This window comes from Stenotrophomonas sp. YJH_SMC_65, from assembly GCF_059369475.1.
On sequence record NZ_JCAFSR010000002.1, the window covers coordinates 76,068 to 98,555 of the forward strand.

Annotated in this window: 25 protein-coding genes; 8 read left to right on the top strand and 17 right to left on the bottom strand. The window is 67.4% G+C overall.

Annotated elements, in window-relative coordinates; all coding sequences use genetic code 11:
* Nucleotides 1-11 precede the first annotated feature (11 nt).
* Together proC and AC5P7A_RS03335 are read right to left on the bottom strand one after the other, a co-directional pair.
* Nucleotides 12-833 carry a pyrroline-5-carboxylate reductase gene (proC, locus tag AC5P7A_RS03330; protein WP_241887203.1) on the bottom strand — a complete coding sequence of 274 codons (822 nt, stop codon included), beginning with the start codon at nt 831-833 and terminating at the stop codon, nt 12-14.
* An 18-nt stretch (nt 834-851) separates the two neighbouring features.
* Nucleotides 852-1,529: a YggS family pyridoxal phosphate-dependent enzyme gene (locus AC5P7A_RS03335; protein ID WP_032958502.1), complete on the bottom strand. Its 678-nt coding sequence runs from the start codon at nt 1,527-1,529 to the stop codon at nt 852-854.
* Nucleotides 1,530-1,616: 87 nt separating this feature from the next.
* Here AC5P7A_RS03335 and AC5P7A_RS03340 point away from each other — a divergent pair, with 87 nt between their 5' ends.
* The 3 genes from AC5P7A_RS03340 (at nt 1,617) to AC5P7A_RS03350 (ending at nt 5,001) form a co-directional block, all read left to right on the top strand.
* The gene (locus tag AC5P7A_RS03340; protein WP_004147099.1) at nt 1,617-2,654 is read left to right on the top strand and encodes a type IV pilus twitching motility protein PilT; all 1,038 of its coding nucleotides are present in this window, start codon (nt 1,617-1,619) and stop codon (nt 2,652-2,654) included.
* 78 nt (nt 2,655-2,732) lie between these two features.
* A complete protein-coding gene (locus AC5P7A_RS03345; RefSeq protein ID WP_042358565.1) occupies nt 2,733-3,896 on the top strand; it encodes a PilT/PilU family type 4a pilus ATPase in 1,164 nt (387 codons plus the stop codon).
* A 121-nt stretch (nt 3,897-4,017) separates the two neighbouring features.
* On the top strand, nt 4,018-5,001 hold the full coding sequence (locus tag AC5P7A_RS03350; RefSeq protein WP_169410505.1) for an aldo/keto reductase: 984 nt from the start codon (nt 4,018-4,020) through the stop codon (nt 4,999-5,001).
* A 62-nt stretch (nt 5,002-5,063) separates the two neighbouring features.
* On the opposite strand, the gene AC5P7A_RS03355 is transcribed toward AC5P7A_RS03350, so the two are convergent.
* Nucleotides 5,064-5,960 (bottom strand): LysR family transcriptional regulator, encoded by an 897-nt coding sequence (locus tag AC5P7A_RS03355; protein WP_169410503.1) that lies wholly within the window; start codon nt 5,958-5,960, stop codon nt 5,064-5,066.
* 298 nt (nt 5,961-6,258) lie between these two features.
* Between AC5P7A_RS03355 and AC5P7A_RS03360 the strand changes: the two genes are divergently transcribed.
* Both AC5P7A_RS03360 and AC5P7A_RS03365 read left to right on the top strand, forming a co-directional pair.
* The gene (locus AC5P7A_RS03360; protein WP_495217562.1) at nt 6,259-6,471 is read left to right on the top strand and encodes a DUF4287 domain-containing protein; all 213 of its coding nucleotides are present in this window, start codon (nt 6,259-6,261) and stop codon (nt 6,469-6,471) included.
* A 110-nt stretch (nt 6,472-6,581) separates the two neighbouring features.
* Nucleotides 6,582-7,289: a YitT family protein gene (locus AC5P7A_RS03365; protein WP_014036228.1), complete on the top strand. Its 708-nt coding sequence runs from the start codon at nt 6,582-6,584 to the stop codon at nt 7,287-7,289.
* A 60-nt stretch (nt 7,290-7,349) separates the two neighbouring features.
* On the opposite strand, the gene AC5P7A_RS03370 is transcribed toward AC5P7A_RS03365, so the two are convergent.
* Entirely contained in the window at nt 7,350-7,895 is a 546-nt protein-coding gene (locus AC5P7A_RS03370; RefSeq protein ID WP_111205534.1) for a DNA-3-methyladenine glycosylase I, read from the bottom strand.
* Nucleotides 7,892-9,679 carry a DUF4153 domain-containing protein gene (locus AC5P7A_RS03375; RefSeq protein ID WP_049440990.1) on the bottom strand — a complete coding sequence of 596 codons (1,788 nt, stop codon included), beginning with the start codon at nt 9,677-9,679 and terminating at the stop codon, nt 7,892-7,894. The genes AC5P7A_RS03370 and AC5P7A_RS03375 overlap by 4 nt, the downstream gene beginning before the upstream one ends.
* Nucleotides 9,680-9,770: 91 nt before the next feature.
* Here AC5P7A_RS03375 and AC5P7A_RS03380 point away from each other — a divergent pair, with 91 nt between their 5' ends.
* From AC5P7A_RS03380 to AC5P7A_RS03390, 3 genes are read left to right on the top strand one after another with little or no spacing between them, the layout of a single operon-like run.
* Nucleotides 9,771-10,337, top strand: coding sequence for a YqgE/AlgH family protein (locus tag AC5P7A_RS03380; protein WP_014646224.1), 567 nt, complete (start codon nt 9,771-9,773; stop codon nt 10,335-10,337).
* Nucleotides 10,330-10,824 (top strand): Holliday junction resolvase RuvX, encoded by a 495-nt coding sequence (gene ruvX / locus AC5P7A_RS03385; RefSeq protein WP_049440988.1) that lies wholly within the window; start codon nt 10,330-10,332, stop codon nt 10,822-10,824. Before AC5P7A_RS03380 ends, ruvX begins: the two co-directional genes overlap by 8 nt.
* Nucleotides 10,825-10,839: 15 nt before the next feature.
* Nucleotides 10,840-11,790 carry an aspartate carbamoyltransferase catalytic subunit gene (locus AC5P7A_RS03390; protein WP_014646226.1) on the top strand — a complete coding sequence of 317 codons (951 nt, stop codon included), beginning with the start codon at nt 10,840-10,842 and terminating at the stop codon, nt 11,788-11,790.
* A 92-nt stretch (nt 11,791-11,882) separates the two neighbouring features.
* Here the strand turns inward: AC5P7A_RS03390 and AC5P7A_RS03395 are convergent, their stop codons facing one another.
* From AC5P7A_RS03395 to AC5P7A_RS03450, 12 genes are all read right to left on the bottom strand, one after another.
* Complete coding sequence (locus AC5P7A_RS03395; RefSeq protein WP_014646227.1) at nt 11,883-12,374, bottom strand: REP-associated tyrosine transposase; 492 nt, start codon at nt 12,372-12,374, stop codon at nt 11,883-11,885.
* Between the two features lie 206 nt (nt 12,375-12,580).
* Nucleotides 12,581-13,381, bottom strand: coding sequence for a carboxylesterase family protein (locus AC5P7A_RS03400; protein ID WP_080052966.1), 801 nt, complete (start codon nt 13,379-13,381; stop codon nt 12,581-12,583).
* A gap of 71 nt (nt 13,382-13,452) precedes the next feature.
* The gene (locus tag AC5P7A_RS03405) at nt 13,453-13,719 is read right to left on the bottom strand and encodes a hypothetical protein (protein ID WP_032958486.1); all 267 of its coding nucleotides are present in this window, start codon (nt 13,717-13,719) and stop codon (nt 13,453-13,455) included.
* A gap of 105 nt (nt 13,720-13,824) precedes the next feature.
* On the bottom strand, nt 13,825-15,186 hold the full coding sequence (gene mgtE / locus AC5P7A_RS03410) for a magnesium transporter (RefSeq protein WP_008266103.1): 1,362 nt from the start codon (nt 15,184-15,186) through the stop codon (nt 13,825-13,827).
* A 228-nt stretch (nt 15,187-15,414) separates the two neighbouring features.
* Nucleotides 15,415-17,184: a phosphoenolpyruvate--protein phosphotransferase gene (gene ptsP / locus AC5P7A_RS03415; protein WP_032958484.1), complete on the bottom strand. Its 1,770-nt coding sequence runs from the start codon at nt 17,182-17,184 to the stop codon at nt 15,415-15,417.
* 2 nt (nt 17,185-17,186) lie between these two features.
* On the bottom strand, nt 17,187-17,456 hold the full coding sequence (locus tag AC5P7A_RS03420; protein WP_005408385.1) for an HPr family phosphocarrier protein: 270 nt from the start codon (nt 17,454-17,456) through the stop codon (nt 17,187-17,189).
* Nucleotides 17,449-17,841: a PTS sugar transporter subunit IIA gene (locus AC5P7A_RS03425; protein ID WP_032958481.1), complete on the bottom strand. Its 393-nt coding sequence runs from the start codon at nt 17,839-17,841 to the stop codon at nt 17,449-17,451. Before AC5P7A_RS03425 ends, AC5P7A_RS03420 begins: the two co-directional genes overlap by 8 nt.
* Before the next feature lie 486 nt (nt 17,842-18,327).
* Nucleotides 18,328-19,212 carry an RNase adapter RapZ gene (rapZ, locus tag AC5P7A_RS03430; protein WP_014646231.1) on the bottom strand — a complete coding sequence of 295 codons (885 nt, stop codon included), beginning with the start codon at nt 19,210-19,212 and terminating at the stop codon, nt 18,328-18,330.
* A 27-nt stretch (nt 19,213-19,239) separates the two neighbouring features.
* Nucleotides 19,240-20,190, bottom strand: a complete 951-nt coding sequence (hprK, locus tag AC5P7A_RS03435; RefSeq protein ID WP_005408388.1) for an HPr(Ser) kinase/phosphatase — start codon at nt 20,188-20,190, stop codon at nt 19,240-19,242.
* The gene (locus AC5P7A_RS03440) at nt 20,187-20,639 is read right to left on the bottom strand and encodes a PTS sugar transporter subunit IIA (protein ID WP_032130191.1); all 453 of its coding nucleotides are present in this window, start codon (nt 20,637-20,639) and stop codon (nt 20,187-20,189) included. Before AC5P7A_RS03440 ends, hprK begins: the two co-directional genes overlap by 4 nt.
* 21 nt (nt 20,640-20,660) lie before the next feature.
* On the bottom strand, nt 20,661-20,978 hold the full coding sequence (gene hpf / locus AC5P7A_RS03445; protein ID WP_005415556.1) for a ribosome hibernation-promoting factor, HPF/YfiA family: 318 nt from the start codon (nt 20,976-20,978) through the stop codon (nt 20,661-20,663).
* Between the two features lie 58 nt (nt 20,979-21,036).
* Nucleotides 21,037-22,458, bottom strand: a complete 1,422-nt coding sequence (locus AC5P7A_RS03450; protein WP_014646233.1) for an RNA polymerase factor sigma-54 — start codon at nt 22,456-22,458, stop codon at nt 21,037-21,039.
* Nucleotides 22,459-22,488 lie beyond the last annotated feature (30 nt).

Below are 22,488 nucleotides of genomic sequence, written 5' to 3' on the forward strand. Positions count from 1 at the left end.
ACACATCGGGATCAATCATTCGCCGCAGACAATTCCTGCCCGCGCACCTGCGCAGCACGCAGCGCGTTGTCCACCAGCACTTCGAAACCTCCGGCCTGGAAGCTCTCGATCGCGGCCTGGGTGGTGCCGTTCGGCGAGGTCACACGGCGGCGGAGCTCGGCGGGGCTTTCGCCGGCTTCATCCAGCATGCGCGAGGCGCCCAGCAGGGTCTGCACCACCAGCGTGCGCGCGGCGTCGGCCGGCAGGCCCTGGGCAATGCCCGCCGCTTCCATCGCTTCGGCCAGCAGGAACACGTAGGCCGGCCCGCTGCCGGACACGGCAGTGACCGAATCCATCAGCGCCTCGCGCTCGATCCACACGGTACGGCCAGCACTGGCCAATACCTGTTCGGCCTGCGAGCGCTGCTGTGCATCCACCGACGGCGTGGCATACAGGCCGGTCACGCCGGCGCCGAGCAGGGCCGGCGTGTTGGGCATTGCACGCACCACCGGCAGGTTGCCGCCCAGCCAGCGTTCCAGCTGCGCGCTGGTGATGCCGGCGGCGATCGACACCACCAGTGGCCGGCTTGCCTGGGCCAGTGCCTGCAGCGACTGGCAGACCTCGCGCAGCACCTGTGGCTTCACCGCCATCAGCCAGGTGCGGCCCTGTGCGGCGGCATCGGCGGCATTGTCGTGCACCTGCACGCCGAAATCGGTGGCCAGCGACTCGCGCAGTGCTACAACCGGTTCGGCCACGTGGATGTGTGCGGCGGGCACGCCCTGGCGGATCAGGCCGGCGATCAGGCTGCGCGCCATGTTGCCGCCGCCGATGAAGGTGATGGAATCAGCTGTCATGAAACTCTCCTTGCAAGATCAGGCCGGGCGAGGACGCGCGCCGAACAGGGCGGTGCCGATGCGCACCAAAGTGGCGCCCTCGGCGATGGCGTCGGCGTAGTCGCTGCTCATGCCCATCGACAGCGTGTCGACCTGCGCGTGCTGGGCGGCCAGCGACTGGAAAAGTGTGCGCATGCGCACGAACGCATCCCGACGGCGTTCCGCCTCGGGCCATGGCGCGGGAATCGCCATCAGGCCACGCAGGCGCAGGGTGGGCTCGGCGGCAATCGCAGCGGCCAGCACCTCGACATCCTCCGGCGCACAGCCGTGCTTGCTGGATTCATCGTCGATGTTGACCTGGATCAGCACATTCAGCGGACCACGCGCTGCCGGGCGATGGCGCGCCAGCGCCGTCACCAGCTTGGGCCGGTCCACGCTCTGCACCCAATCGAAGTGGGTGGCCACGGCCTCGGCCTTGTTCGACTGCAGGTGGCCGATCAGGTGCCACTCCAGCGCCAGGTGCTGCAGCGCCTGCATCTTGGCCAGCGCTTCCTGCACATAGTTCTCGCCGAAGGCCTGCTGGCCCTGCGCGGCCAGCGCGGCCACGGCCTCGGCCGGTTGGGTCTTGGAAACGGCCAGCAGGCGCGGATCGGGCCGGCCGGCCGCCTCGGCGGCGGCATGCAGGTTGCTCAGGATCTGGGGCAGGGGAGTGGCCACGTAACGCGTTCCGTTGAATCAGGAGGCTATACTGCCGCCCGGGGAAAGATCCTTCCAGTCGAAGCCGTTATTGGGGAGTAGCCGCTCATGGATATCGCCGAACTGCTGGCGTTTTCCGTAAAGAACAAAGCGTCCGACCTGCACCTGTCCGCAGGCCTGCCGCCGATGATCCGCGTGGACGGCGACGTTCGCCGGATCAACATCCCGGCCCTGGACCACAAGCAGGTCCATGCGCTGGTGTACGACATCATGTCCGACAAGCAGCGCCGCGATTACGAGGAATTCCTCGAAGTGGACTTCTCCTTCGAGATCCCGTCGCTGGCGCGCTTCCGTGTGAACGCGTTCAACCAGAACCGTGGCGCCGGTGCGGTGTTCCGTACCATTCCGTCCGAGGTGCTCACCCTCGAGGACCTGGCCTGCCCGCCGCTGTTCCGCGAGGTGATCCAGCAACCGCAGGGCCTGATCCTGGTGACCGGTCCCACCGGTTCGGGCAAGTCGACCACGCTGGCGGCGATGATCGACTACATCAACAAGAACGAATACGGCCACATCCTCACCGTCGAGGATCCGATCGAATTCGTGCACACCTCGCAGAAGTGCCTGATCAACCAGCGCGAAGTGCACCGCGATACGCATGGCTTCAACGAAGCGCTGCGCTCGGCACTGCGTGAGGACCCGGACATCATCCTGGTGGGCGAACTTCGCGACCTGGAAACCATCCGCCTGGCACTGACCGCCGCGGAAACCGGCCACCTGGTGTTCGGAACCCTGCACACCAGCTCGGCGGCCAAGACCATCGACCGCATCATCGACGTGTTCCCGGCCGGCGAAAAGCCGATGGTGCGTTCGATGCTGTCCGAGTCGCTGCGTGCGGTGATCTCGCAGGCGCTGCTGAAGAAGGTTGGCGGCGGTCGTACCGCAGCGTGGGAAATCATGGTCGGCACCCCGGCCATCCGCAACCTGATCCGCGAAGACAAGGTGGCGCAGATGTACTCGGCCATCCAGACCGGCCAGCAGTACGGCATGATGACCCTGGACCAGCACCTGCAGGACCTGGTCAAGCGCAGCCTGATCACCCGCAACCAGGCCCGCGAGTACGCCAAGGACAAGCGCCTGTTCGAGTAAGGCGGGACAACCACGGGCGGCGTGCACCAGTGCGGCGCCGTCCCCGTGCCGTTTCCTCCACCGACCGTTTCCTGGTAAATGCCCTCTTGGGAGCCCGCCGTGAACAGCACCGCGACCACCATCGATTTCACTTCGTTCCTCAAGCTGATGGCGCACCAGCGCGCCTCGGACCTGTTCATCACGGCCGGCATGCCGCCGGCGATGAAGGTCAACGGCAAGATCTCGCCGATCACCCAGACCCCGCTCACGCCGCAGCAGAGCCGCGACCTGGTCCTCAACGTGATGACCCCGGCGCAGCGCGAGGAATTCGAGAAGACGCACGAATGCAACTTCGCCATCGGCCTGTCCGGCGTCGGCCGCTTCCGCGTCAGCTGCTTCTACCAGCGCAACCAGGTCGGCATGGTGCTGCGTCGCATCGAGACGCGCATTCCGACCGTGGAAGAACTGAGCCTGCCGCCGATCATCAAGACGCTGGCGATGACCAAGCGCGGCATCATCCTGTTCGTCGGCGCCACCGGTACCGGTAAATCGACCTCGCTGGCAGCGATGATCGGTTACCGCAACCAGAACTCGACCGGCCACATCATCACCATCGAAGACCCGATCGAGTTCGTGCACAAGCACGAGGGCTGCATCATCACCCAGCGCGAGGTCGGCATCGATACCGACAGCTGGGAAGCCGCGCTGAAGAACACCCTGCGCCAGGCGCCGGACGTGATCATGATCGGCGAGGTGCGTACCCGCGAAGGCATGGATCACGCCATCGCGTTCGCCGAAACCGGCCACCTGGTGCTGTGCACCCTGCATGCGAACAACGCCAACCAGGCGATGGACCGCATCGTCAACTTCTTCCCGGAAGACCGCCGCAACCAGCTGCTGATGGACCTGTCGCTGAATCTCAAGGGCGTGGTCGCGCAACAGCTGGTGCCATCGCCCGATGGCCGCTCGCGCAAGGTGGCGATGGAGATCCTGCTGGGCACGCCGCTGGTGCAGGACTACATCCGCGACGGCGAGATCCACAAGCTGAAGGAAGTGATGAAGGACTCGGTCCAGCTGGGCATGAAGACCTTCGACCAGAGCCTGTTCGAGCTGTACCAGGCCGGCGAGATCAGCTACGAGGACGCGCTGCGCTACGCCGATTCGCAGAACGAGGTGCGCCTGCGCATCAAGCTCAGCCAGGGCGGCGACGCACGTACCCTGTCGCAGGGGCTGGACGGCGTGGAGATCTCGGAGATCCGTTGACCTGGCCGGCATCGGTCGTGGCTGGATTGATGAATTCCGGTCATGACCGACTGCGGCCGGGCTGGCTCAATCCAGCGCCACGACAGGCGTATCGTCATCACTCCCCCTCTGGAGCACGACGATGCAGACACGCGAACTGGGCCGCAGTGGCCTGAAGGTTTCCGCCCTCGGCCTGGGCTGCATGGGCCTGACCCATGCCTACGGGCAGCCGGTCGAGCAGGGCCAGGGCATCGCCCTGCTGCAGGCCGCCGTCGAGCGCGGCGTGACCTTCTTCGACACCGCCGAGGTGTATGGTCCGTACACCAACGAAGACCTGCTCGGCCGCGCGCTGGCGCCCTACCGCGACAGGCTGGTGATTGCCACCAAGTTCGGATTCAAGGGCGCGCGCACCGATGACGGCCTGGACAGCCGCCCCGAGAATATCCGTGCCGTTGCCGAAGCCAGCCTCAAGCGCCTGCGCACCGACCATATCGACCTGTTCTACCAGCACCGCGTCGACCCGAACGTGCCGATCGAGGATGTGGCTGGCACCGTGCGCGACCTGATCGCCGAAGGCAAGGTCGGCCACTTCGGGCTGTCCGAGGCGAGCGCTGCCACCGTGCGTCGCGCGCATGCGGTGCAGCCGGTTGCCGCCGTGCAGAGTGAGTACTCGCTGTGGTGGCGCGAACCGGAGCGCGTGTTGTTGCCGACGCTGCAGGAGCTGGGCATCGGCTTCGTGCCATTCAGCCCGCTTGGCCGCGGCTTCCTCACCGGCACGATCAACGCCGACACCACCTTCGATGCCAACGATTTCCGCAACAGCGTTCCGCGTTTCGAAGTGGAGGCGCGCCGCGCCAACCAGGCGCTGGTGGATCGCATCAGTACGATTGCGGCAGCACGGGGCGCGACGCCGGCGCAGGTGGCGCTGGCCTGGCTGCTGGCACAGGCGCCGTGGATCGTGCCGATCCCAGGCACCACCAAGATCCATCGCCTGGAAGAAAACCTGGGCGCGGCCGACCTGCAGCTGGCACCGGAGGAGCTGCAACGCATCGCACAGGCGCTGGACGAAGTGTCGATCGTCGGCGAGCGCTACAACGCGCAGCGTGCTGCGCAGGCCAAGGGCTGATCACCAGCTGGGTGCGGACCGTTGGTGGTGGGTGCGGACCGTTGGTCCGCACGCCTCGACCCTCACCCCAGCGGCCCGCGCAGCGCATCAAGCACCGTGCGCATCGCCACGGTGATGTGGCGGCGCGACGGGTAGTACGCGTAGTAGCCATCGAAGTGCGGGCACCAGTCGTCCAGCACCGACTGCAGGCGGCCATCGTCCAGCATCGGCTGCACCTGGTCTTCCGGCAGCCAGGCCAGTCCGCTGCCGGCCAGCGCAGCGGCGCGGGTCATGCCCATGGTGTTGAACGTCCATTGCCCGCCAACGCGCACACTCAGTTCGTTGCCATCCTGGCCGAAATCCCACGGCATCAGTCCCCCATGCGTAGGCAGGCGCAGGGTCACGCAGTTGTGCTTGGCCAGGTCGTCCGGATGCTGCGGCACCACGTGCTGGCGGAAGTAGCTGGGTGCACCGACCACGCGCATGCGCAGCGGCGGGCTGATCGGCACCGCGACCATGTCGCGCGCCAGGCGCTCGCCGAGGCGGATGCCGATGTCGTAGCGCTCGGCGACGATGTCGGCCAGGCCGTAGTCGGTGGTCAGTTCCACCTTCAGGTCCGGATAACGCTGCAACAACGGCGCCAGCCGCGGCCAGGCGATGTACTCGGCGGCATGGCCGGTGGCGTTGATGCGGATGGTGCCGGCCGGGCGTTCGCGGTACTCGGCCAGTGCGGCCAGCCCGTCCTCGATCTCGGCCAGGCGTGGGCCCAGGGTGTCGAGCAGGCGGGCACCGGCTTCGGTGGTCGATACGCTGCGGGTGGTACGGGTCAGCAGGCGCACGCCCAGGCGCTGTTCCAGGCCGCGCATGGCATGGCTGAGCGCGGACTGGGACACGCCCAGCTGGGCGGCGGCCCGGGTGAAGCTGCCCTCGCGGGCAACGTGGACGAAGGCCTGCAGGTCGTTGAGGTTTTCGCGGGGCATGCTGGAATGATACGGCCGGGCTGCGCCCGGCACCTGCCGAAGCAACGTCAACGGCCACGTCAACTTCAAAAACTGGCTATCCGTGAGATGGCGGGGTGGGCCCGGTTGAGGGGGACGCCGTAGACCCATCCATGGGGGCTTGGTCGCGGCATCCATGCCGCTCACACCCCCTCAACCGGACCCACCCCGCCTTCGACAGTTGGCTGCGGCCTGTCGGGCGAGGCGGGGTCGGACGTTTGGGTGTGTCGATTTCTGCGTCTGTGGTTCGTCGAATGAATGACTTCAACGGGAGCTGCACATGAGCACTGACATCAAGCCGAAAGGCCCGGCCTCGTATTTCCCCTCCATCGAGAAGACCTACGGGCAGCCGGTGGCGCACTGGTTCGGGTTGCTGGCCGGGAAGAAGGGCCTGAAACACATGGAACTGGTCAGCTTCCTGAAGAGTGAACATGGCTTGGGCCATGGCCATGCCAACGCACTGGTGGCTCACCATCTGGCCGGCAAGGGCTGAGCAGCGCCGAGCCCGGGGCAGTGCGAGGCGCATTCAGCTGAACGATTTCATCTGCAACTGTCATGCAGATCGTGTCTAATACCGCTCCCTACCTGCTGTTCCCCCACCGCATGTCCCTTCCTTCCCATGGCCCCGCGCCGTGCGACGACGCTGACGGCCACCTGGTCACCGCCGGTCCGCTGACCCCGCCGCCCGACAGTGCTGGCACCACCGCCGACGAAAAAGCGCTGCGTCACTCGATCGCCGAGGACGTGCAGGGCATGGTGCTGGCCACGATGGTGGCCTCGCTGGGCCTGGCCATCTTCGCCAAGGGCGGGCTGATGATCGGCGGCATGGCGGGCATGGCCTTCCTGCTGCACTACGCGATGGGCTGGAACTTCGGCCTGGTGTTCGTGCTGGTCAACCTGCCGTTCTACTGGGTGGCGCTGCGGCGCATGGGCTGGGAATTCACCCTGAAGACCTTCGCTGCGGTCACCGCCTGTGGCGTGCTGACCGACCTGCTGCCGCGCTGGATCGACTTCTCGCACATCAACCCGCTGTATTCGGCGATCGTCGGTGGTGCGCTGTCAGGCCTGGGCATCCTGTTCTTCATCCGCCACCGCGCCAGCCTGGGCGGCATCGGCATCCTGGCGGTATACCTGCAGCGCACCCGAGGCTGGAGCGCCGGCAAGGTGCAGATGTCCTACGACGCCTGCCTGATGGTGGCCGCGTTCTTCGTGCTGTCGCCATCGAAGGTGCTGTACTCGGCCATCGGCGCGGTGGTGCTCAGCCTGGTGCTGATGTTCAACCACCGCCCCGGCCGTTACATGGGCGTGTGACCGTTCAACGGGGTTGCCGGCCAGCGGCCGGCACTACCGGCATCCACGCGCGGAGATCCCTCAGCGGACGGCGGCCTGCAACCACGGCGGCGACAGCGTCAGCAGCCGCGCATGCACCGGGCAATCCTCGGCGTGCGCGCCGGGCAGGTAGCCCAGGCTCATCAGGAACTCGCCGGTGATCTCGCCACCGGTGAAGCGGAAGGTCTTCTTGAACAGCTTCACCCAGTCGGCCTTGCTGCGCGGATGATGCGCATCCAGCCACGCCGCGAAGCTGCCATGACTGGCCCGCAGCTGCTGGATCACCTGCGCGTTGTGGATGGCGGCCAGTACCTTCAGCCGGTTGCGGATGATGCCCGCGTCCGATAGCAGGCGCTCGATGTCCTGCTCGGCATAGGCCGCCACGCGGTCGACATCGAAGCCGTCATAGGCCGCGCGGAAGCCCTCGCGCTTTTTCAGGATCGTCTCCCAGCTCAGCCCGGCCTGGTTGATTTCCAGCACCAGCCGCTCGAACAGTTCGCCCTCGTCACGCTGCGGGAAGCCGTACTCGTTGGCGTGGTAGTAGTCGTGCACCGGATGGCCCGGGGCGATGAGGCAGTAGCCGCTCATGGGGAAGACTCGCTGGATTCGGGTTCGGGATCGATGGCCACTGCGGGGCGCCCACCAATGGACAGCATCGGCCAGCGCGGCGGTTCAAGAGTGAGTTTGCCATCACGCAGCGCCTGGTTGATCGCCTCGGCCTGGCCGCTGGCGGTGCCGAACAGCGAACCGGCCCGGCGCCAGTGGTTGTCCCTGCCACGTGCGTACAGCACGCAGTCCGGCCCACGGATGGTGTACAGCTCGCACAGCAGCACGTCGGTGTTCCCGTCGCCATCCAGATCGCGATGCACGATCAGGCAGTCGCGCTCGCTCTGGGCGCAGGATTCGCCATCGATCGCGCGCGTGGCCAGTGCCTGCCACCAGTCGTCCGGTGGCGAGCTGGATCCCTTGGCCAGCTTCAACGCGCGCTGCAGGGCGACGACGTCCTGCGGCCCCTTGTCGAGGCGCTGGCCGTCATCCCAGCGCGAGGTACGTGCCAGCGCGGCAGCGATCACCTGTGGCGCGTTGGCATCGGCGGTGATGGCTGGATCACGCTGCAGCTCGCGCAGCGCCCGCACGCCGCGGTGGCCAAGATCGAAGCGCAGCACGTTGACGTCACTGCTGGTGATCGCGGGCGGGTCGGCACGCAGGCGCGCCAGCTGGCTGGACAGGGTCAGCCGCACCGGGTCCAGCAGCGGCGAGTTGCCCAGCAATGCCAGTGCCAGCACCGCCCAGCACATCCAGCGGTTGACCGGCTCCAGCATCTGCAACCAGCGGCGCTGCCGGCGCAGCACCGCCAGCGCGTAGCCCACGGCATAGCCGGCCACGGCCACTGCGACGAGTACCGCCCAGAACCGGTCCACGGTCCAGCCGTACTGCACCACGCGCAGCCCCAGTGCGTACAGCGCCAGTGCGGCGTAGACCGGCAGCGCCAGCAGGCTGGCTTCAACCAGACGGCGCAGCACGACGGGGTAGGGCGCGGTGTCGTCCCCCTGCTGGTAGACCGCATTGGTGAACGTCACCAGCAACAGCGACAGCACCAGCAGCAGGCTGGCGGCCGAGCGGGTCTTCCACAGCGGTTCCAGCCCGGTAAGCGGCAGGCTCAGCACGAACAATACGGCGATGAACGAGAGCAGCGGCAGCAGTCCGCGGCAGATCGCGAACAGCACCTGACGGGTGATCTGGATCGCGCGGTGCTGGGTGCGCCCGATCAGCACGCCGAACCCGGCCAGGCTGCCGGTAGCCAGCGCAATGAAGGCATCCTGGCGGAACAGGTCGCGGAAGACGGTGACCTCCAGCAGCTGGAACAGCGCCGCCCACAGCCACAGCAGCAGCCAGGTCAGCCCGGTGAACAGTGCCGCCAGGGCGAGGGTCAAACCGTTCTGCCAGGCGCGCTCGAACAGCTCGGGGTAGCTGGCGCGCCAATGCCCGTGCTGCAGCTGGAACTGCCACCAGGGCAGCACCACGAACACCGCCACGGCCATGCCCAGGGTCAGTGGAAACTGCAGCGCGCTCGACTCCAGCGCGGTCTCGCCAGTGAGGTTCCAGCCGATCCAAGCGGCCAGCGCCAGCACCACCGCCGAGCCGAGCACGGCCTGCAGCCACAGGCGGCGCTGGCCCAGCTCGACCAGGCTCAGCGCCACCGCGCTGGGAATGGCCAGCACCCAGGCGTACCAGCAGTAGCGCCAGCCGATATCGCGGAACGGCCACGCATCGGACAGTTCCTGCGCGGCATACAGCATCAGACCCTGCAGCAGGGCAATCAGGACGATGGCGCTGCGTGCCGGCAGGGTCAGGGGCGATGAAGACTGCATCGATGACCTTCCATGGCAAAGCACCATCCTAGCCCATCGCGGTTCGCCGCCATTGCGCGACCATCCCGCCCCCAGCAGGTAGAATGGGACCATGCCTGTAACGCCGACCTCCCTCGCCGATCACCTCCTCGTCGCGCTGCCGTCGCTGCTCGACGCGACCTTTGCCCGCAGCGTCGCGCTGATCTGCCAGCACGACGAGAACGGGGCGATGGGCGTGCTGGTCAACCAGCCTTCCGAGTACACGCTGGGTGAAGTGCTTGCCCAGATGGACATCACCACCGGTGACGGCGACCTGCAGGCGCGCATGGTGCTCAACGGCGGCCCGGTGCATCCCGAGCGCGGCTTCGTCATCCATGACGACGCGCGCGCGTGGGATTCCAGCCTGATCGTGGGTGACGGCCTGTACCTGACCACTTCGCGCGACATCCTTGAAGCGATGGCGCGTGGCGAAGGCCCGGCCAATGCCGTGGTCACCCTCGGCTGTGCCGGTTGGGGCGCAGGGCAGCTGGAAAGCGAGCTGTCCGAGAACAGCTGGCTGACCGTGCCGGCCGATGCCGAGCTGGTGTTCCAGCTGCCGCTGGAGCAGCGCTGGCAGGGTGCGGCCTCGCGCATCGGCGTGGACCTGTTCCGGCTGACCGACTACAGCGGCCATGTCTGAGCCGGCCACGCCCGTACCGGCTCCTGCTGCCCCGGCGATCCGCCGTGACGGCACCGTTCTGGGTTTCGACGTCGGCTCGCGGCGGATCGGCGTGGCCATCGGCAGTGCCTTCGCTGCGCATGCGCGCGCGGTGGCGGTGGTCGATGTGCACGGCAATGGCCCGGACTGGACCGCGATCGAACGCCTGCTCAAGGAATGGAAGCCCGACGGCCTGGTGGTCGGCGACCCGCTGACCCTGGACGGCCAGGACCAACCCAACCGCAAGCGCGCACAGGGCTTCGCCCGCCAGCTGCGGGAACGTTTCAAGCTGCCGGTGGTGATGATCGACGAGCGTTCCAGCTCGGTCGAGGCCGCCCGCCGCTTCGCCGTCGAGCGCGCCGAAGGGCGCAAGCGCCGCCGTGATGCGGCCGCGCTCGATGCCGTGGCCGCGGCGGTGATCATCGACCGCTGGCTGTCGTCCCCCGACGACGCCACCCCCATTCCCTGACTGCCCGACACCGCCATGACCGCCCAGCAAATCGATGCCTCCGGACGCCTGCGCCACCTGCTGACCCTGGAGGGCCTGCCGCGCGGGACCCTGCTGCAGCTGCTTGACCGGGCAGGTCAGATCCGCGATGCCGCAGTCGGCCGCGTCGGCAACAAGCGCCACGTGCTGGCCGGTTCGGCGGTGTGCACGCTGTTCTTCGAGCCGTCCACGCGCACCCGCAGCTCATTCCAGCTGGCCGCGCAGCGCCTGGGCGCCGATGTGCTCAACTTCGATGCCTCGACCTCGTCCACCCGCAAGGGCGAAACCGCCTGCGATACGCTGCGCAACCTGGAAGCGATGGGCGTGCGCGGCTTCGTGGTGCGCCACCCGGAGGATGGCGCGGTAGCCGCACTGGCAGAAGCGGCGGGCGAGGGCACCGCACTGATCAACGCCGGTGACGGCCGCAGCGCGCACCCGACCCAGGGCCTGCTGGACATGCTGACCCTGCGCCAGGCCAAGGGCCCGGATTTCTCGAAGATGAAAGTGGTGATCGTCGGCGACGTGAAGCACTCGCGCGTGGCCCGCACCGACCTGCATGCGCTGCGCACGCTGGGCGTGGGTGAGATCCGCGTGTGCGGCCCGCAGTCGCTGCTGCCGGACGATGAGACCCTGAAGGGCTGCGTGGTCGGCGATGATTTCGACGCGATGCTGGAAGGCGTCGACGCGCTGATGATGCTGCGCCTGCAGCGCGAGCGCATGGAAGAAGGCCTGGTGCCGTCGCTGGAGCAGTACCACGCCCAGTACGGCCTGACCCGCGAGCGCCTGGCGCGCGCCGGCAAGGATGCCGCGGTGCTGCACCCGGGCCCGATCAACCGCGGCGTGGAAGTGACCGACGACGTGGCCGACGGCCCGCAGTCGTGGGTGCTGCGCCAGGTCGCCAACGGCGTCGCCGTGCGCATGGCCGTGCTGGAAACCCTGCTGGGCTGACCACCCGCTCTGGTAGGTGTCAACCTTGGTTGACACACTTGCCGCGCGGCTTGTCCGCGCACCGCTCTGGTAGATGCCAACCTTGGTTGGCACTATCCATCCGCGCCCAAGTTGTCGAGCGGATCACACGAAGCCCCAAGCTCCCATTCGCACCATGCATGGGGATATTGCCCAAGCCGCGTCGCCAGTCCGGCCCTGATCGGATTTCCCATCAGGTACATCGCACGCCGGTGCAACGATTCGTCAGAGCGGATCGCATGATCGTGATAGCAGGCCTGCCAGAAGCGCCCGACTCGCCCCAGCAACCGGTTTGCCTGCTGGGCTGTGCGCGACTTGAAACGCTTCATGACGGTTTCCAGCGTTCCCGCACGTAGTTCGACCAGCCAGTGGATGTGGTCGGGCATGACCACGTACGCAATCGAGCGGGTGAAGCCTTCCTGATCCAGTCGCTGGAATTCGCGGACTGCCAAGGCGGCCGCTGCGGCGTTGGTGAAGAGCGGCGCGCGGTCATGGACGACGGCGGTGAGGATATAGCTGAGGCCGATGCTGGAGCGACGACCGAGCAGGAGACGTGTGTTCTGCATGGAGCAAGCATGGACGGGCCTGCTTCCAGTGAACATCGGGGAATGGGTTGGTTTCAGGTAGGCCAGTGCCAACCAAGGTTGGCAACTACCAGAGCAGTCAGTGCCAACCAAGGTTGGCAACTACCAGGACAGTCAGTGCCAACCAAGGTTGGCAACTACCAGGGCAGTCAATGCCAACCAAGGTTGGCAACTACTGAAGCTGCGGCTCAGCGCTTCTGCGCGAACAGCCATGCCCACATCGCCGGGTCGGCGTAGGTGGCGTCCCAGGCATTGTGGTTGCCGTCCGGGTACTCGGTGTAGCGCACGTCGCGTGCAGCGGCGCTCCGGAATGCGGCGTGCAGTCTGCGATCGTCGTCCGGTGGCACTACATCATCCAGCGCACCGTGGAAGATCCAGATCGGCGTGCCTCTCAGGCGCTGGGCGATGGCCGCATACGGATCGGTTTCCTGGGCGACCTGCTCGACGAACAGGGTCGGGCGCACCGCGCGTGGCGCCAGCACCGCGCCGCACACGGGCACGATCGCGGCGAAGCGCCCGGGGTCATCCAGCGCGATGTTCCAGCTCCCATAGCCGCCCATCGACATCCCGGTCAGGTACTGCCGTGAGCGATCGGCACCGAACTCGGCGATGGTGGCGTCCAGGGCGGCCAGCGCAACGCGGTTGTTGCGCCCGCTCCATTCCTGGTGGCCCGGCACCTGGGGGAATACGGCCAATGCGGGGAAGTCGGCCGCGTGCCTGCGCAGGTGCGGCCCCAGCCCCGCATGGGTCTGCTTGACACCGTCGCCGCCACGCTCGCCGGAGCCGTGCAGGAACAGGATGACCGGGAGTCTGGTGGGAGCGGTGGCCTGAACGCCGGCCGGAATGAACACCTGGTAGTAGGCGGTCTCGCCGTCCACCTTCACTGCGCGGCCCTCGAAGCGGCCGCGCGCGCTGTCCGGCAGCGAAGTGCAACCGCTCATCATCAGAAAGGCCAGCAGCGGCAGCCAGCGCGACATCGATCGGACCATGGGATTTCCCGGGGCGGCAGGGTCAGCTGCATCCTAGCCCGCCGCAGGTCAACGCGGCATCGTGCGGCGCGTCACTCCGGTCGCGGGAAACTGGCAATGATGTCCAGCTGCTCCTGCGCTTCGGCATTGCCCTCGGCGGCGGCCGCCTGCACCTGCGCGATGTCCGGATGCAGCACCACCAGCAGCGGGTTCTCGCAGACCGGGCAGGCGTACTCGGTGGCGTCCTCGTCCAGCTCCATCTCCATGGCACGCGAGCTGCCCTTCCATTCGCAGGCCGGGCAGGTGTGCTGCTGGTCGCGCCAGCCGGGCTGGAAATAGTTTTCGATCGTGGTGGCCATGGGTGTCCAGTTGGAAACGGGTCAGAGCCCCGCGCAGCGGAGATCCGACCCTGGGTTTTGGCGTGGGTTGGAACTCCGCGCGGCGGGGATCGGACCCTGCAGGGTTCAGTGCAGCAGCACCAGCGTGGCCAGGCCGAGGAAGGTGAAGAAGCCCATCGAGTCGGTCACGGCGGTCAGGAAGATGCCGCTGGCCAGCGCCGGGTCGAAGCCGAAGCGTTTCAGGGTCAGTGGCACCAGCACGCCGGCCAGTGCGGCGAACAGCAGGTTGCAGGTCAGCGCGATGGCGATCACCGCCGACAGCCCGGGCGAGTGGAACCAGGCCAGCACGATCAGCCCCAGCACGGAACCCAGCATCACGCCGTTCAACAAGGCGACCCGCACCTCCTTCCACAGCAGCGTGCGCGCGTTGGACGCGCCTACCTGGCCCAGTGCCAGGCCGCGCACCATCAGCGCCAGCACCTGGGTACCGGCATTGCCGCCCAGGCCCGCCACGATCGGCATCAGCACGGCCAGCGCCACCAGCTTGTCGATGGTGCCTTCGAAGTGGCCGACCACGCTGGAGGCCAGGAAGGCGGTGCACAGGTTCACCGACAGCCACATCAAGCGCCGGCGCATGGCGCGCCAGACCGGGCTGAACAGGTCTTCGTCCTCGTCCAGGCCGGCGGCGCCCAGTGCCTGGTGCTCGGCCTGGCCACGGATGATGTCGACCACGTCATCGATGGTGATGCGGCCGATCAGGATGTTGTTGTCGTCCACCACCGGCGCGGAGATCCAGTCATGGTCGGAGAACTGGCGGGCGACCTCCTGGTCGCTCTCGCCGACGTCAATGGCCGGCTGCTCGTCGTCGATCAGGCGGTTGATCGGGGTGGTGTCCTCGTGGGTCACCAGTGCCGCCAGCGACACCCGGCCGAGGTACTGATGGCGCCGGCTGACCACGAACAGGTGATCGGTATGGTCCGGCAGTTCGCCGCGCAGGCGCAGGTAGCGCAGCACCACGTCGACATTGACGTCGGCGCGCACGGTCACCACGTCCGGGTTCATCAGGCGGCCGGCGCTGTCCTCGGGATAGGACAGCACCTGCTCCAGGCGCTCGCGGTTCTCGCGGTCCATCGACTTGAGGACCTCGTCGATGACCGTATCGGGCAGGTCTTCGACCAGGTCGGCCAGGTCGTCGATGTCCAGGTCTTCGACCGCGGCGATGATCTCGTCCGGGTCCATGTCCGCGAGCAGGCTCTCGCGCACGTCTTCGCCGACGTGGACCAGCACCTCGCCGTCATCTTCCGGATCAACCAGGCCCCACACCACCTCGCGCTTGCCCGGCGGCAGCGATTCAAGCAGGTTGCCGATCTCGGCCGGGGCCAGGGTGTTGACCAGCCGACGTACCGGGCCCAGCCGGCCGCTGTCCAGTGCATCGGACAACATCCGCAGTTGGCGCGCAGTCTTGTCGTGGCGTACAGCTTCAGCCATCGCAGCTCCCGCGGGATAAGAAAAGCCGCGATCCCGGCAAGGATGCGGCAACAGGGGTGTTCAGCGCGTCATTATCGCAAGGGGATGTTTCAGCGCATAGCCGCCGGGTGGCGGTAGTGCCGGCCGCTGGCCGGCAACCTCTTGGCCTTCAACGAGACGGGGCCAGATCCCTTTTCCCGCGAAAAAGGGATCTGACCCCAGGCGTGCATGTCCGGCGAGCGGGTGGTGTCAGGGCGTATCGGCCACCAGCGCCAGCCAGCGTTCGATGGCGCGGCGGTCGCGCGCGGCCAGCAGCTTCGGGGCACGGGCGCGCAGCGCACCCAGATCGGCTTCGCGGATGGCACGGCGCACCTCCAGCAACGTACCGGGATGCAGGCTGAACTCGCTCAGGCCCAGCGCCAGCAGCAACGGGGTCATCCGCGCATCACCGGCCATCTCGCCGCAGACCGCCACCGGAATGCGGTGGCGTGCGCCGGTCTCGATCACCATCTGCAACAGCCGCAGCACCGCCGGGTGCAACGGTGAATACAACTCGCCCAGCGCCTCGTTGTTGCGGTCGGCGGCCAGCAGGTACTGCACCAGGTCGTTGGTGCCGATCGACAGGAAATCGACCAGATCGATGAAACTCTCCAGCGCCAATGCCGCCGCCGGGACTTCGATCATCGCGCCCAGCGGCACGTGCTCGGACACCATATGGCCTTCGCTGCGCAGCTGTTCGCTCAGCTTGAGCATGCGCCGGCGCACCGCCAGCAGTTCCTCGCGGGTGCTGACCATCGGCACCAGCACGCGCAGCTTGCCGTAGGCCGAGGCGCGCAGGATCGCGCGCAGCTGGGTGTCGGCCACCTTGGGCCGTGCCAGCGACAGGCGCACGCCGCGCAGGCCCAGTGCCGGGTTCTCTTCGTTGCTCAGGGTCAGGCCGGTACGATCGGCCTTGTCCGCACCCAGGTCGAGCGTGCGGATGGTCACCGGCCGGCCGCTCATGCCCAGTGCGGCATCACGGTAGGTCTGGAACTGTTCTTCTTCGTCCGGCAGCTCGTTGCGCTGCAGGAACAGGAATTCGGTGCGGTACAGGCCCAGCCCCTGCGCGCCCAGCGCATGCGCCTGGGTGACGTCCTCCAGCGATTCGGCATTGGCCAGCAGGGCAATGTCGACCTGGTCGCGGGTACGGCTGGGCTTGCTGCGCAGGCGGCCAAGCTCGCGCTGCTCGCGCGCGTGTTCCTTCAGGCGTGCGCGGTAGTCACGCAGGTTGTCGGCCAGCGGGTTGACGGTGATGCTGCCGTCGGCACCGTCGATGATCAGCACGTCGCCGTCGGCGACGCGGCTGAGCAGTTGCGGCACATTGACGATCAGGGGCAGGTGCAGGCTGCGCGCCAGGATCGCGCTGTGCGACAGCGCGCTGCCGGCGGCGGTGACGATGCCGACCACGCCCTGCGCCTGCAGCTGCGCCAGTTCGGATGGGGCGATGTTGTCGCAGACCAGGATCTCGCCGGCCAGGCCCTTCATCACCGGCGGGCGTTCGGGTTGCAGGAAGGCGTGGATGCGGCCGATCACATGGTCGAGATCGTCCATGCGGCTCTTCAGGTAGGCATCGTCCATGCCATCGAAGACCTTGGCCAGGCGGTCACGCTGCAGGCGCAGCGCGTAGCCGGCACTGTACGGGCCGCTGCGGATCAGTTCGTCCAGGCCATACAGCAGCTCGGGGTCGTCCAGCAGCAACGCGTGCAGGTCGAGGAACTCGCCCACTTCCTGGTTCAGTGCGCCATGCAGGCGCTGACGCAGTTCGTGCATTTCCGTACGCGCGGCATCCAGCGCACGGTGCAGGCGGGCCAGTTCGGCCTCGACCTGGTGGGCGGCCACGCGTTGCTCGGCCACTTCCAGTGCATGCGGCAGCCGCACGCGCGCCCGGCCCATCGCCGTTCCGCGCGCCGCGCCATGGCCGGCCAACAGCTGTACCGGCCGTTGGCCGGAAGGGAGCTGGCCGGCGCGTGCGCGTGGCACGCTCAGCTGTCCTCGTCGAAGCGGCGTTCGAACAGGCCCACCACCGCCTCCATCGCGGCGGCTTCATCTTCGCCGTTGATGCGCACGGTGACCGGAGTGCCCTGGCCGGCGGCCAGCAGCATCACGCCCATGATGCTCTTGGCGTTGATCTCACGGCCCTTGGCGGCCATGGTCACGTTGCAGCGGAACGGCGCCAGGGTCTGCACCAGCTTGGCGGTGGCCCGGGCATGCAGGCCCAGGCGGTTGCTGACGGTGAGTTCTCGTTCAAGCATCGTCGACTATCGCTCCATTACGGGTACCCGCCGCGGCTGTGGCGGGCAGTTGATCCAGTCCCTGTTCCGGATAATTCATCACCCGCAGCAACATCGGCAGGCTCAGCGCCGACACCCGGCGAACCGGGGTCCCCAGCCGGGCCAGCTGCCCTGCAAGGTTGGCGGGGCTGGCGCCGTACAGGTCGGTCAGGATCAGCACGCCCTCACCACTGTCGACCCGCCGCAGGGCGGCCGAGGCGAGCGGGAGCAGGGCGTCCATGTCTGCGTCGAACGGTACTTCGAAAGCTTCGGTTTTCAGCGGCAATTGCCGCAGGAGCCGGGTCGCCACGTCAAGCAGGGCGGTCCCGACCCCGGGATGTGTTACGAGGAGAATGCCACAGGTCATTACTGCACGTTAACAGGTCAAGGTGAATCGGCGATAGCAGCAGATGAGGGGCACTGTGTCCCGTATTCAGCGTTATCGGGGTCAGAGCCCTTTTCCCCTGGAAAAGGGATCCGACCCCATGCGTTTTTCGATGCCTGGCAGCGATTCATCCAGGCATGGTGTGGATCCATCGTGTCGACCAAGGTCGACACCTACCAACAGCGCACGGAATCTGTCAGAGGCGGGGCGGTGTGGGTAGGCAGGACCGTTGGCGCCATCGAGCCCCCATGGGTGAGGGCGCTTTGCTTGCGAAGCACTGCTTCGCAAGCGCCCGAACGCCCAGCCGCCAGCGGCTGGGCCGGACCCCGGAGGGGGGTTCACGGCGTGTCCTGCCTACCCACACCGCCCCGCCATCCCACGGAATGCCGCTTTTGCTGTTGCTGTTGCTGTTGCCGGTCAGCGGCCGGCACTACCGACGGGTGTCGGGCGCAGCCCGGCCGGCCACCCTCAATCCTGTTCGCGGTGGTACGTCGCCACGTCCTGCCAGCCCATCTCGCGGGCATGCCGGGCCATGCGCTCGGCCAGGAACACCGAGCGGTGCTTGCCGCCGGTGCAGCCGAACGCCACGGTCACGTAGCTGCGGGTGCCATCACCCAGTTTCGGCAGCCAGGTATCGAGGAAATCCATCAGCTGGGCCAGGTAGCGCTGCACGTCCGGTTGCGCTTCCAGGTAGTCGCGTACACCCGGTTCGCGGCCGCTGAGCGCACGCAGGTCCGGGTCCCAGTGTGGATTGGGCAGCACCCGCGCATCGAACACGAAGTCCGCCTCGGCGGGTACACCGCGCTTGTAGGCGAATGATTCGAACAGCAGCGACAGGCCGGTGGCATGGTCCATCGCGAACTCGGTGATGATCCGCCGCCGCAGTTGGTGCACGTTGAGGTTGCTGGTATCGATCACCGCATCGGCCTCGCGGCGCAATGGCGCGGTCAGCTCGCGCTCGCGGGCGATCGCCTCGGGCAATGACAGGCCCAGCTGGCTCAGCGGATGGCGGCGGCGGGTGTCGGCATAGCGCTTGAGCACCGTTTCGTCGCTGGCCTCGAAGAACAGCACCTTCACTTCCACGCCGGCGTCGGTGGCCAGCTGCCGCCAGTCGCCCAGCTGGCTCAGGTCGGCCTGGCCGCGCACGTCGATGCCCACCGCCAGCCGGCGCGGCGCGCTGCCATCGTGGTTGGCCAGCAGGCTGCGCACGAAGTCCGGCAGCAGGTGGATCGGCAGGTTGTCCGAGCAGTAGTAGTCCTGATCCTCGAAGGTCTTCAGGGCGACGGATTTACCCGAGCCGGACAGGCCGCTGACGATGATCAGGGTCGGGGCGGAGGGGGTGGCGGTGCTCATGGACAGGCTCTTCGAGGGGCAGGGGAATCAGGGTGTTCGCCGTTCCAGCAGATTGCTGTGGCGGGCGATGAACATCGCTGCCGGATCAATGCCCTTGGTGCGCAGGATGTGCAGGCGGGTGGCGGCTTCGGTCAGCACGGCCAGGTTGCGGCCGGGCATCACCGGCAGGGTGATCAGCGGAACGTCGAGGTCCAGCACATGGCGGGTGCCCGAGTCGCCGGTCAGGCGCTCGTAGCCATGCGGGGTGGGTTCGGTCATCGGCTTGGTCAGGTGGACGATCAGCCGAAGGTACTTGTTCTTCTTTACAGCCGTGTCGCCGAACATCTCGCGCACATTCAGCACGCCCAGGCCGCGCACTTCCAGCAGGTCCTGCAGCAGTTCGGGGCAGGTGCCGTCGAGCACGTCCGGGGCGATCTGGGTGAATTCGGGCGCATCGTCGGCCACCAGGCGATGGCCGCGGCTTAGCAGCTCCAGCGCCAGCTCGCTCTTGCCCGACCCGGCCTCACCGGTGATCAGCACGCCGATGGAATAGATCTCCATGAACACGCCATGCAGGATCACCCGCGGCGCCAGCGTGCGCGCCAGGTGGTAGGACAGGTGGTTGAGCAGTTCGTGGCCGCGCTTTGGCGACAGCCACAGCGGTGTGCCGGATTCATCGGCGGCCGCGCGCAGGTCTTCCGGGCACGCCTGGTTGCGGGTCAGCACCAGCGCCAGCGGATGCGACTGCATGATCTTCTCGATGGTCTCCCAACGCTGGCGGGGTTCCAGCGCGTCCAGCCAGGACAGTTCCTCGGTGCCCAGGATCTGCACCTTGTTGGGATAGATCGCATTGAGGTAGCCGGCCAGCGACGGACGCCGCGAGACCGTGTTGCCGGCCTCCAGCTCGCGTTTCTCACCGGATTTGCCAGCGGCCCAGCGCAGCCCCAGCCGCTCGCGCTGCTGTTCGAACAGTTCACGGGCGGTGATGCTGGTATTCATGCGGCACTCGCAGGTGGGGTCATGTCCAGCGCCTCGCGCAGCGCCCGGGCATCGCCGGCTTCGCGCAGGGCCTGGCGGATGTCCGGTGCGGAAAACAGCTCGGCCAGCTCGGACAGCAGCATCAGGTGCTGGTGGGTGTAGTGGGCGGGGACGGCCATCGCGAACACCAGGTCCACCGGTTCGTCGCCGCCGAAATCGACCGGGGTCGCCAGTCGCAGCAGGGCGCCACGGGGGCGGTCCAGGGTCGGCGCGCGGCCGTGGGGAATGGCGATGCCGTGGCCGATCGCGGTGCTGCCCAGGGCTTCGCGCTGGCACAGGTTCAGATAGATCTGTTCGGCGTTGGCCTGGCGGCAGGCCAGCAACCCGGCGGCGGCCTGCAGGACGCTGTCACGGTCGGTGGCCGTGCAGAGCTGGGTCTGCACGGCCGCCAGGAGGTCAGTCAGGGGCATGTCTGCGGGGAACGGTGGCGATCAGCCACCATTGTCGCCCACCGGCAGCGGTGCGTGCTGCTGTTTTTTCTCCTTGTGCTTGATGACCAGGCGGTCAAGCTTGTCCGCGAGCAGGTCGATCGCGGCATACATGGTCTGGCCGCCGGCCTCGGCGTGCAGGGTCTGCCCCGGAATGTTGAGGCTGGCGTCGACGTGGTGTTCGGTCTTCTGCAGCTTGAGGGTCACCCGCGCTTCGCAGTGCTGGTCGAAGTGTTTTCCGATCCGGGCCAGCTTCTCCTCTACATAGGACTGCAGGGCCGGGGTGACTTCGACGTCTTTGCCAAACGTTTCGATGCGCATCGGGTTTCTCCTGTGTTCGGATGTGCCAATGAACCTCTCCGCCGGGCGCGGCGGCGCGTCAAGCGATTCTGACCCTTTCGTGCGAGGCGGAAATGTTCATGGCTTCACGATACTTCGCCACGGTGCGTCGCGCTACTGGAATTCCCGACGATTTGAGCAGGTCAGCCAGCTTGGCGTCAGAAAGCGGCTTGCGCGGGTTCTCGTCGTCGATCAGGCGGCGGATCATCGCCTGGATGGCCGTGCTGGACGCCTCGCCACCGCCTTCGGTATCGATGCCCGAGGCGAAGAAGGCGCGCAGCGGCAGGGTGCCGCGCGGCGTGCGCACGTGCTTGCGGGCGATCGCGCGCGACACCGTGGATTCGTGCAGGCCCAGCTCGGCGGCGATCTCGCGCAGGGTCAGCGGGCGCAGCGCCTGCTCGCCGAATTCGAGGAAGCCGGCCTGTTGCAGGATCAGGCTGCGCACCACCCGCAGCAGGGTTTCGCCGCGCTGCTGCAGGCCCTTCAGCAGCCAGCGCGCCTCCTGCAGCTGGCCGCGCAGGTAGCCGGCGTCGGCCTCGCCACAGCGGCGGATCAGCTGTTCGTAGCCACGGTGGATCACCACCTTCGGCCCGGCATGGGCCGCCAGCGCTGCGCGCCAGATGCCGTTCTGCCGCCACACCACCACGTCGGGCACCACATAGGTGTCCTGCGACAGCGGCGCGATCTGCGTGCCCGGACGCGGGTCCAGCGAGCGCAGCAGCGCGACCGCCGTCTCGACCTCGTCCAGCGGCTGTTTCAGTTCATGCGCCAGCCCGGAGACGCCACTGCGCGGCAGCCGTTCCAGCGGGCCTGCGGCAATCTGTCGCGCCAGCGCCAGCCCCGGCGTGTCGGCAGGCAACACGTCCAGCTGCAGCTGCAGGCACTCGCCGAGCGTGCGCGCGGCAACGCCGACCGGGTCGAAACGCTGGATGCGATGCAGCACCGCGAGGATTTCATCCTCACCGGCATGGACCGCCGGCAGCAGGGTTTCGGCGATGGTGGCCAGCGGTTCGCGCAGGTAACCATCGTCGTCCAGCGCATCGATCAGTGCAGCGCCGATGCTGCGGTCATGCGTGGAAAGATGCGACAGGTGCAGCTGCCACAGCAGGTGGTCGGCCAGCGTTTCGGTTTCCGCCACGCGCTCGGCGGCACTGCCGGTGTCATCGTCATCGTCGAAGCTGCCACCACTGCCGGCGGCACTCCAGTCGAGTTCGGCCGGCGCCCAGTCGTCGCCGTTGTCGGTGCGTTCGGCGGGCGCGTCGGCATCGGTGCTGTCGCTGGCCTCATTGGCGGCACTGCTGTCGTTGCTGTCGGCCCAGTCCAGCAGCGGATTGCTCTCCACGGCCTGGGCGATTTCAAGCTCCAGCTCGGTCGTGGACATCTGCAGCAGCTTGATCGCCTGCTGCAGCTGGGGCGTGAGCACCAGCTGTTGTCCCAACGATGTCTGCAGCCGAGTCTTCATGCCTGTGCCGAACGGAAGGAAAGGGACCCG

What these genes read in the sequence shown, in the direction of transcription:
- AC5P7A_RS03375 (WP_049440990.1), bottom strand. Translation starts at nt 9,679, where the DNA reads ATGCAGTCTTCATCGCCCCTGACCCTGCCGGCACGCAGCGCCATCGTC.
- AC5P7A_RS03450 (WP_014646233.1), bottom strand. Translation starts at nt 22,458, where the DNA reads ATGAAGACTCGGCTGCAGACATCGTTGGGACAACAGCTGGTGCTCACG.
- AC5P7A_RS03405 (WP_032958486.1), bottom strand. Translation starts at nt 13,719, where the DNA reads ATGGCCACCACGATCGAAAACTATTTCCAGCCCGGCTGGCGCGACCAG.
- hpf (WP_005415556.1), bottom strand. Translation starts at nt 20,978, where the DNA reads ATGCGCATCGAAACGTTTGGCAAAGACGTCGAAGTCACCCCGGCCCTG.
- AC5P7A_RS03400 (WP_080052966.1), bottom strand. Translation starts at nt 13,381, where the DNA reads ATGGTCCGATCGATGTCGCGCTGGCTGCCGCTGCTGGCCTTTCTGATG.
- AC5P7A_RS03425 (WP_032958481.1), bottom strand. Translation starts at nt 17,841, where the DNA reads ATGACCTGTGGCATTCTCCTCGTAACACATCCCGGGGTCGGGACCGCC.
- AC5P7A_RS03395 (WP_014646227.1), bottom strand. Translation starts at nt 12,374, where the DNA reads ATGCAGAACACACGTCTCCTGCTCGGTCGTCGCTCCAGCATCGGCCTC.
- mgtE (WP_008266103.1), bottom strand. Translation starts at nt 15,186, where the DNA reads ATGGCTGAAGCTGTACGCCACGACAAGACTGCGCGCCAACTGCGGATG.
- AC5P7A_RS03355 (WP_169410503.1), bottom strand. Translation starts at nt 5,960, where the DNA reads ATGCCCCGCGAAAACCTCAACGACCTGCAGGCCTTCGTCCACGTTGCC.
- AC5P7A_RS03350 (WP_169410505.1), top strand. Translation starts at nt 4,018, where the DNA reads ATGCAGACACGCGAACTGGGCCGCAGTGGCCTGAAGGTTTCCGCCCTC.
- AC5P7A_RS03340 (WP_004147099.1), top strand. Translation starts at nt 1,617, where the DNA reads ATGGATATCGCCGAACTGCTGGCGTTTTCCGTAAAGAACAAAGCGTCC.
- AC5P7A_RS03390 (WP_014646226.1), top strand. Translation starts at nt 10,840, where the DNA reads ATGACCGCCCAGCAAATCGATGCCTCCGGACGCCTGCGCCACCTGCTG.
- AC5P7A_RS03370 (WP_111205534.1), bottom strand. Translation starts at nt 7,895, where the DNA reads ATGAGCGGCTACTGCCTCATCGCCCCGGGCCATCCGGTGCACGACTAC.
- AC5P7A_RS03360 (WP_495217562.1), top strand. Translation starts at nt 6,259, where the DNA reads ATGAGCACTGACATCAAGCCGAAAGGCCCGGCCTCGTATTTCCCCTCC.
- hprK (WP_005408388.1), bottom strand. Translation starts at nt 20,190, where the DNA reads ATGAATACCAGCATCACCGCCCGTGAACTGTTCGAACAGCAGCGCGAG.
- AC5P7A_RS03420 (WP_005408385.1), bottom strand. Translation starts at nt 17,456, where the DNA reads ATGCTTGAACGAGAACTCACCGTCAGCAACCGCCTGGGCCTGCATGCC.
- ruvX (WP_049440988.1), top strand. Translation starts at nt 10,330, where the DNA reads ATGTCTGAGCCGGCCACGCCCGTACCGGCTCCTGCTGCCCCGGCGATC.
- rapZ (WP_014646231.1), bottom strand. Translation starts at nt 19,212, where the DNA reads ATGAGCACCGCCACCCCCTCCGCCCCGACCCTGATCATCGTCAGCGGC.
- AC5P7A_RS03440 (WP_032130191.1), bottom strand. Translation starts at nt 20,639, where the DNA reads ATGCCCCTGACTGACCTCCTGGCGGCCGTGCAGACCCAGCTCTGCACG.
- AC5P7A_RS03365 (WP_014036228.1), top strand. Translation starts at nt 6,582, where the DNA reads ATGTCCCTTCCTTCCCATGGCCCCGCGCCGTGCGACGACGCTGACGGC.
- proC (WP_241887203.1), bottom strand. Translation starts at nt 833, where the DNA reads ATGACAGCTGATTCCATCACCTTCATCGGCGGCGGCAACATGGCGCGC.
- AC5P7A_RS03380 (WP_014646224.1), top strand. Translation starts at nt 9,771, where the DNA reads ATGCCTGTAACGCCGACCTCCCTCGCCGATCACCTCCTCGTCGCGCTG.
- AC5P7A_RS03345 (WP_042358565.1), top strand. Translation starts at nt 2,733, where the DNA reads ATGCCCTCTTGGGAGCCCGCCGTGAACAGCACCGCGACCACCATCGAT.